Below are 7,797 nucleotides of genomic sequence, written 5' to 3'. Positions count from 1 at the left end.
GGAGTGCTCTTCTTCATGCCAGGAGAATGTTCCTCGTCCCCCCGTTTCGACGGGCCTGCCTGCTCGGCTGCACCTATGTCTTTGATTCTGCTCTGCTTTTCTCCATCGCGTTAAACGGACGCGGATGCTCCCGGAGGAGGTAGCTCTGTGTCTTCAGCCCGGCCCTGGGGCGGAAGAAGGAGGAACCAGGTGATGGCGACAGGCATCCAGCTTGAGCCCTTCATGCTGATGCACCCCTTCAATCCAACGGGAACAACCGCGCTTCCTTCGCCAGCACTTCATTGCGAGCCAGCAATCCCGTGAACCGCTTCGTCCCGTTCCGCGCATCAAACCGTGCCGCGATGTCGCGCGCCTGTGACTCCAGCCAGTCCTTCAGAGCCCGCGTCCCATAGCCCCCGTCCACCGCGTGCAGTGCGAACGCGCGTGGCAAGCGCAGGCTCACCTCATCCCGTCCGTCCGCGACCACCTGGCCCAGCAGGAACGACGACGCCGTGTAGAAGCTGAACCGGTCCCGATAGCTGGAGTGCTCCAGCGCCCAGCCCAGGTGCTTCTCCAAGAGCGTCAGTCCGCGCGACAGGTTGCCCGTCAGCGCCAGGAACTCCAGGTGCTCTCCCACTGTGGCCAGGAACTCGCGGTTCTTCGCCACCATCGCGTAGCCGCGCATGTGGCAGTCCCGCGCTTCCTTCATCCGCTCCAGCTTGAAGAACGGATACAGCAGCGTGCCCAACGTCAGGTGCGGGATCTCCGCGCAGGACTGGCGCCCGTCCAGGATGGGCTTCGCCTTCTGGATGGCCTGCTCCCACTCGCCCTTGTCCACGTGGTGGTCCAGTTCATCGTCCAGCTCGCAGACGCGGCAGTCCGTCAGGTGGTCCCTGGGCGTGACGAGCCACGCCTCCCACAGGCGCTCCGCCTCCGCCGTGTCCCCCATGTCCCGAGCCATCTGGTAGCGCAGCTTCAGCGCCGCGCGCTTGCCCGCGTCCAGCTTCGCGAAGCTCTGATCCACGTCATCCAGCGCGTCGGCAATCTGCTTGCGGCTGATGTGCGGGAACTCGTCCAGCCGGCCCACCACCCACTTCTGCTTCCACAGCATGTCCTCCGGATCGAACCGCTGCGGGTCCTTCTTCTGTTGCCCCCGGCACCACGCGAACGCCACCAGCGCCTTGTCCGGATACCCCCCGAATGTCGCCGCGTCGATGAGCGAGTCCCGCAGCTCGTACCCCAGCGGCACGTCGCCGTGCGCGTCCGTCAGCCGCACCGCCTCCTCCAGCGCGCGCACCTTCGCGTCGCCTTCCGGCAGCTCTTCCGCCTGCGCGCGCAGGGCCTCCACCTGCTGATGCCAGTCCACCATCAGTGCATCCCTCGCGAGCCCGGACCCGACGAACCGCCCCCGCCCCCTTCATCCAGCCGCGCCGAGATGAGCCCCAGCAGTCCATGGTTCAGCAGCGCCATCTCCTGCGCATTCAACGGGTGCTGACCCAACAGCAGCGCCTGCACGTAGAGCATCTCCACCGACAGCTTCAGCAACTCCCGCCCCTCCACCGCGGCCAGCTTGCGCACCACCGGGTTGTGCAGGTTGAGGCAGAGCAACGCGCGCTCCTGCCCGCCCGTGCCCGCCATCACCCCGTCCAGCACGCCCGCGTACAGGTCGTCCGACTCCTCCCGCGCCCGCTCCGCGTCCCGCTTGAACGCCCCTTCCGCGTCCGAGCTGTAGAGCGTGGGCACCTCCGCCGGGAAGAACTTCTTCACCTCCACCCCGCAGCGGAACGGCGCCAGCACGCGCTCGGCCAGACGCAGCAGCGGGTAGACGGCCTCGCGTTCGTCCAGCGTCAGCTCCTCGAAGCTCTGCGGCAGGTCCGCCGACGAGAACGGCGCCACCTGCGCCTCCGGCACCACGTGCGGCAGCTTCTCCAGCAGCGCCGTGTCATGCGTGTACGCCGCGTTCAGCACGCACAGCCCCTGCGCCGCCGCCACCCGCGCCACCTGCCGGAACCCATCCAGCGTCGGCGTGTAGCGCACCACCGGCCACGACTTCCGGTAGTCCGCCAACGTCATCACCCCGAGCGACGTCTCGAACGGCAGCCAGTGGATGACCAGCCGGTAGAAGTCATCGTCGTCCAGCGCCAGCCCCTTCACCGACAGCCCGTGCAACGCAATCAACCGCTGCAACGACCGGGGATCCTCGTGCGCCAGGTCCATCAGGTACTTGCGCAGGGACTGTCCCAGCGCCTCGCGCGCCTTCGCCAGGACCGTGTCCTCGTAGAAGGACTCGCGGCTCGCGGTGGGCCGCAGCCCGTTCGCGTTCACCACGCACTTCACGAAGAACGCCCACTCCGGCAGCAGGTTCTCCGCGCTCTCCGACAGCAGCATCTGCTTCAGGTACACGCGGTGCTTCTGCTTCGCGTTGAAGTGCGGCGACGCCGGCAACACATACGCCACGCCGTCCACGTCTCCCGCCTCTGAACGCAGCGGAATCACATCCAGGAAGTCCGTGCCGAACACCTCGCGCCCGTACGCGAGCAGCGCCTGCCGCCGGTCTCCCGCCGTCTCGTAGAAGCGGCGCCAGGGCGGACCGTCCGGGTTGAGCGACTCCGTCTGTCCATTCACCGTGAGCCGCACGGGGAAGGGCAACAGGCCGCCGTAGTGCTTCGCCAGCTGGCGCACCCGCTCCGGCGTGAACCACTCCACCATGTCCGCGCGGGCCACCAGGTAGACGTGCGTGCCGGGGGCGTCCAGCGGGTGCTCGGAGACGCGCACGTCGTACGTGCCGTCGTGCCGGCCCCGCCACTCCAGCGTCCGCCCATCGCCCTTCGCCGAGCGCGTCACCACCAGCAGCTCGTCGCACACCATGAAGCACGACAAGAGGCCGATGCCGAACTGGCCGATGAAGTCGTTGCGGCGGGCTTCCAGCTGCTCGCGCTTGGAGGACTCGCCGATGGTGGCCAGGAAGCGGTGGATCTCCTCCTCTGTCAGCCCCACGCCCTCATCCGTGAAGAGCAGGGTGGGCGGCCCGCCGTCCTGCTTCTCCCGCAGCTCCAGCCCCACGGCTCCGGTGGCCTGGGGCTCCAGCAACTGGCGGGCGCGGATGGCGTCCGTGGCGTTCTGGAGCAGCTCCCGCACGTAGACCCCGGGCGAGCTGTACAGGTGGTGGGACAGGAGGTCGATGACCCCGCGGAGGCTGACTTGGAATCGATGGTCCACGCGGCCATCGAGCGTAGCGCGCTGCATCCTCCCCGGGGCCACAATCCCCCGCCGTGGGTGGATGAAGGCATGTGTCCTTCCCAAGGCAACCGGACGCGCCAGCCCCCTTCCGCCTCCCTGGTGGGGTGGTATGTCGCGCCACGGCCGTGCGGTGCCCCCGGGCGGCACGGCGACATGTCGTCTCTTTCCTCCCTCCTGGAGCGGACAACGATGGGCAACAAGCTGAAGGCAGTGGTGGTGGGTGCGGTGCTGGGCGTCGCGGGCGCGGCCTTCGCGCAGGGCACGCCGACGACGCCGGCGGCTCCCAAGGCGGACGCGAAGGCGCCGGCCAAGGCGGCGGCGGGCAAGGCGGCGGCCACGGCGGGCAAGACGGAGGTGACGTGGTGGGGCCACGCCGCCTTCGTGGTGAAGACGCCGGGCGGCGCGACCATCGCCATCGACCCGTGGTTCACCAACCCCAAGGCGCCGCAGGGCGCCACGTGGCCGGAGGCGGTGGACGCCATCCTCGTGTCCCACGGCCACTTCGACCACGTGGGTGAGACCAAGGCCCTGGCCCAGAAGACGAGCGCCAAGGTGTACGGCTCCTTCGAGCTGGTGAACCTCCTGGGCCTGCCGGAGGCGCAGGGCATGGGCGCCAACGCGGGCGGGACGTTCACGGTGAAGGACGCCACCATCCACCTGGTGGAGGCGGTCCACTCCAGCAGCTACCAGGCGGACCCGAAGGGCGCGTCGCAGTACGCCGGTGCGCCCCTGGGCTTCGTCATCGAAATCGCCAACGGCCCCACGCTGTACCACGCGGGTGACACCGGGGCCTTCAGCTCCATGGCCCTCATCGCGGAGCAGTTCAAGCCCACCGTGGCCCTGCTCCCCATTGGTGGCCACTTCACCATGGACCCCGCGCAGGCCTCCGTCGCCGCGAAGCTGCTGAAGGTGAAGACCGTGGTGCCCATGCACTACGGCACCTTCCCCGCCCTGGCCGGCACCCCGGACGCGCTCACCACCGAGCTGAAGAAGACCCGGGCCACCACCAAGGTGCTCGCCCTGGAGCCGGGCAAGGCCACCGCGCTGTAGGCCTTCCTGGCCAGGTGTCTCCGCGCGCTCGTCCGCCCTGGGTGGACGGGCGCGCTGTTTTTTCCACCAGGCATCAGCATCCGTTGCCGGACGCCGCCGTGAGCCTGGGGCCGGGTGGCATCGCGGATGCGACTGGGTTATTCCCCGCTTCGTGTGCTTCCGGCGGGGTCCGGCCGCACGCTTTTGAGGGGTGTACCGGTGTCGGTGCTGGTTTTTGGAAGGGGGACCTGGCTGGCCACGCTCCTGACGGACGTGGTCACCGCGCATGCGCGCTCCCCCGCGCCCGTCCCGACCTCTCTGCTTCCGGAAACCTCCTCCGGCCGGGCCCGGGGCCGCGCCTTCCTGCGCCGCACGCTGCGCGCCTCGGGGCTCGTCTACGGCACGCCCGTGCCGCTGCCCTCGCCGGTGGACGGGGGTGAGCCCTTCGACGTCCCGGCGCGCGCGGTGGAGGACGAGCTGTTCCACGCCGTGGTGCGCACGCTGGCGCGCATGGCGCTGGACCTGGCGCGGGTGATGGACGCGCCGGAGGGCCCGCGGGTGGAGCAGCTGCTGGTGCTCTTCGCGGTGCTGGCGGGCGAGCTGGACCTGGCGATGGCGCTGGACGCGCGGCTGGCGGCGGGGCTGCCGGTGCCCCGGCGGATGGTGGGCCGGGTGGAGGACGCGCTCGACAAGCGGGCACCGTCGCTGGCCGGCGACCCGGTGTACGGGCTGGTGCTGCACAACGGCGCGCAGTACGCGGACGCGCAGCTGTTCTGCCGGCAGGCCATCGACTTGTTCTCGACCGGGCGGCTGTCGCGCGCGATGGCGGAGCGGCGGCGGGACTTCGCGGCGAAGCAGAAGGCGCTCCTGGTGGACGTGCTCACCGCTCTTGCGTGCGTGGACCGCGAACCCAGTGCGCCTGCTCGCCGCGCCATCCTCCGGCAGGTGGAGGGATTGAAGCTGCCGCACTCGCTGGAGGGCGAGGTGAAGGCCGCGGTGCGCCAGTCCTTCGAGCGCAAGCGCGACGTGCGGGACGTGGTGCGCCGCGTGCGCAGCGTGGACATGCGACACCTGCTGCTGGAGCAGGCGCTGCTGGCGGCGCTGGTGGACGGCCGTCGCACGCGGCGGGAGCGGGCCTTCATCGACACGCTGGCGGGCGCGCTGCACGTGCCCCACGCGGAGCTGCGCCGTCTGGAATTGGAGATGGCGGAGTTCTACGCGCGGCATCGCTCGCTGGTGGATGTCTTCACCGTGTCGGACGCGGCGGGCGCCATGGGCGAGGAGCTCATGGGCGGCATGCAGGAGACGCTGGAGAAGAACTTCCATCGGCTCATGCAGGAGGCGCGCGAGACGGGCGACCTGGCGGTGTTGCTCACCAAGGCGGCGCGGCGCCAGAAGCTCACCGCCGACGAGCGACAGCGCATGCGCGCGCAGCTCATCGACGTGGCGAAGGCCATCCCCGCGCTGGCCATCTTCGCCGCGCCGGGCGGCATCCTGCTGTTGGCGGCGCTGGCGAAGGTGTTGCCCTTCAGTCTGCTGCCCAGCGCCTTCCAGGACGAGCCCGCGGTGGACTCCGACGACGAGGACACGCTGGAGCGCGAAGCCGTCTGAAGTCCCAGTGTTGAAACGCGGCGCGAACTACTCCGCCGTGAGGGTGACGCGCAGGTGCTGGGACAGGGGCGTGCCGTAGCGCGACGGGGGCACCCGTCGCACGGTCTTGTTGGTGTCCACGGTCCACTCGGGGGCACCCTGGTGGGGGCCCACGGCGGGCTCTTCGTCCAGCTCCGTGCCCGCGTCCCACAGGAACAGCTTGGACGTGATGTCGCCCGTCACAGGGTCGTTGGCCTTGTCGAAGAGCGCGATGCCCTGCTCGTCGGGGCCGAAGAACCAGTCGTTGGACTGGCCGAACATGGTCGCGAAGGACAGCCGGTCGCCGGGGCTGGCGTTGACGGTGAATTCGTAGGCAAGGCCCGGCAGGAGGGGACCGGGGGCGGCCGCGTCCACGGGCGTGTTGAAGGTGCCTGACTTGCTCACGCCCGCGGGCGGAGTCGAAGAGAGGGCGTTGGCCAGCCGCGAGGCATCGCCGCCTTCCGCGAGCGCCTCCAATCCCAGGCCCCGGTCCTGCGCGCCTTCCGTGAACAGCGGCGAGGCGGCGTTGTGCACGGCGAAGACGCCCGGTGACAGGGGCGTGGCCACGCCGTTCAGCGGCTTGAGCCAGGTGTCCAGGACGGTGGCGTCGCCGCCCTCCGCGAGCGCCTCCAGGCCCTGGCCCCGGTCCGGCTGCCCCTCGGTGAAGAGGGGCTCATTGCCCGCGCCCACCACCCAGACTCCCGGGGAGATGCGCACGGGCTTGATGCCTTCGGAGGTGCTGAGGGTGTTGCGGTCGTCGGAGACGTTCTCGATGCGCACGGTGAAGCGCTGCGTGGCCGCGTCGTGGGCCAACTGCACGCGGATCATCGTCGCGAGCGGGGGCAGATTGAACGGCAGGCCGCTGCTGAGCACGGGCTGCGTGCCCACGCGCCGCACGTTGTTGGAGTTGAAGTCATTGATGCCAGGGCCGTCCGTGGAGGTGGCCTGCTTCGGCGCGGTGTGCGCGCCCACGGCGGGCTCTTCGTTCACCTCCGTGCCCGCGTCCCAGAGGACGACCTGGGAGGTGACGTTGCCGGTCACCGGCTGCCCGTCGGCGGAGTAGAGCGGGATGCCCCGGGGCTCGGTGCCGAAGAACCAGTCGTTGGAGGCGCCGAACATGGCGGCGAAGGACAGGCGGTGGTTGCGGCCCGCGGTGAAGCTGAACTCGTAGGTGTCGCCCGGGGCCAGCGGGCCCGGTGAGGTGCCGCTTATCTTCGTGTCGAACCGGCCGGACTTGAGGTTCTGGAAGGGCGCCACGTTCTCGATGCGCACGCGGAAGCGCCGGGAGGACGGGTCGGTGTCGTCGCCGGAGCCGCAGGCGGACAGCGTCAGGAGGCCGAGCGCTGCGCGGACGGCGCTTCCACGGAAGGAGCGGATGGGCATGGGGAGAGTCTCCATGGGCCTCGCGAAAATGCGAAGCCCCGCGGAGTGGCTCCCTCTACGCGGTGGCCTCTGTATCGGACTCCGCGCGTGCGGACAGGAGCGGCGTGAGGAACGCGGTCAGCGCCGCGAGGTCGCCGGGCCGGGACGCGTGTCCCACGTATCCATCCGGGCGAACCAGGATGAGCGCATCCCTTCCCGGAGCCACGTCGTAGGCACGGTGGGCATGGCCGTCCCTGTCGAACAGGGCCTCGGGGATGGGAGTCGCGCCCTTTCCAAGAACGTGGACGACGCGAACGGAATCACCGGGCCACGTGATGGCATCCGCGCGCGCGGTTCCAAAGGCGAGCAGCGTCCAGTGGGGGCCGCGAAACCTGTCCGACAGGAGGGTTGCGCGGAATAAGCAATCCGCCGGGTCCCGTAGAAGAGAGATGACTTCAGAAGAAGGAGCCTCCTGCGCCTCTGCCGAGCAGGGGGGCAGGCGCCGCGTCGCAAAGGACCCGACTCCGCGCTTCAAGGGAGCGGAGCGCGAGGTGCTTG

Annotated in this window: 5 protein-coding genes; 2 read left to right on the top strand and 3 right to left on the bottom strand. The window is 69.8% G+C overall.

Features of this window, described 5'->3' with window-relative positions:
* Positions 1-238: 238 nt before the first annotated feature.
* Both D7Y15_RS40925 and D7Y15_RS40920 read right to left on the bottom strand, forming a co-directional pair.
* The gene (locus D7Y15_RS40925; protein WP_121755970.1) at positions 239-1,351 is read right to left on the bottom strand and encodes a hypothetical protein; all 1,113 of its coding nucleotides are present in this window, start codon (positions 1,349-1,351) and stop codon (positions 239-241) included.
* Positions 1,348-3,198, bottom strand: coding sequence for an HSP90 family protein (locus D7Y15_RS40920; RefSeq protein ID WP_121755972.1), 1,851 nt, complete (start codon positions 3,196-3,198; stop codon positions 1,348-1,350). Before D7Y15_RS40920 ends, D7Y15_RS40925 begins: the two co-directional genes overlap by 4 nt.
* 210 nt (positions 3,199-3,408) lie before the next feature.
* On the opposite strand from D7Y15_RS40920, the gene D7Y15_RS40915 reads away from it, so the two are divergent.
* Both D7Y15_RS40915 and D7Y15_RS40910 read left to right on the top strand, forming a co-directional pair.
* Positions 3,409-4,269 (top strand): metal-dependent hydrolase, encoded by an 861-nt coding sequence (locus D7Y15_RS40915; protein ID WP_121755969.1) that lies wholly within the window; start codon positions 3,409-3,411, stop codon positions 4,267-4,269.
* A gap of 198 nt (positions 4,270-4,467) precedes the next feature.
* Positions 4,468-5,859: a TerB family tellurite resistance protein gene (locus D7Y15_RS40910; RefSeq protein WP_233605286.1), complete on the top strand. Its 1,392-nt coding sequence runs from the start codon at positions 4,468-4,470 to the stop codon at positions 5,857-5,859.
* A 27-nt stretch (positions 5,860-5,886) separates the two neighbouring features.
* On the opposite strand, the gene D7Y15_RS40905 is transcribed toward D7Y15_RS40910, so the two are convergent.
* Entirely contained in the window at positions 5,887-7,260 is a 1,374-nt protein-coding gene (locus tag D7Y15_RS40905) for a spondin domain-containing protein (RefSeq protein ID WP_121755968.1), read from the bottom strand.
* Positions 7,261-7,797 lie beyond the last annotated feature (537 nt).

Origin of the sequence: Corallococcus sp. AB030 (assembly GCF_003668965.1) — a bacterium.
GTDB lineage: Bacteria > Myxococcota > Myxococcia > Myxococcales > Myxococcaceae > Corallococcus > Corallococcus exiguus.
Note: the sequence above shows the minus strand (reverse complement) of the source record. Positions and strands in the feature narration are given on the sequence as shown.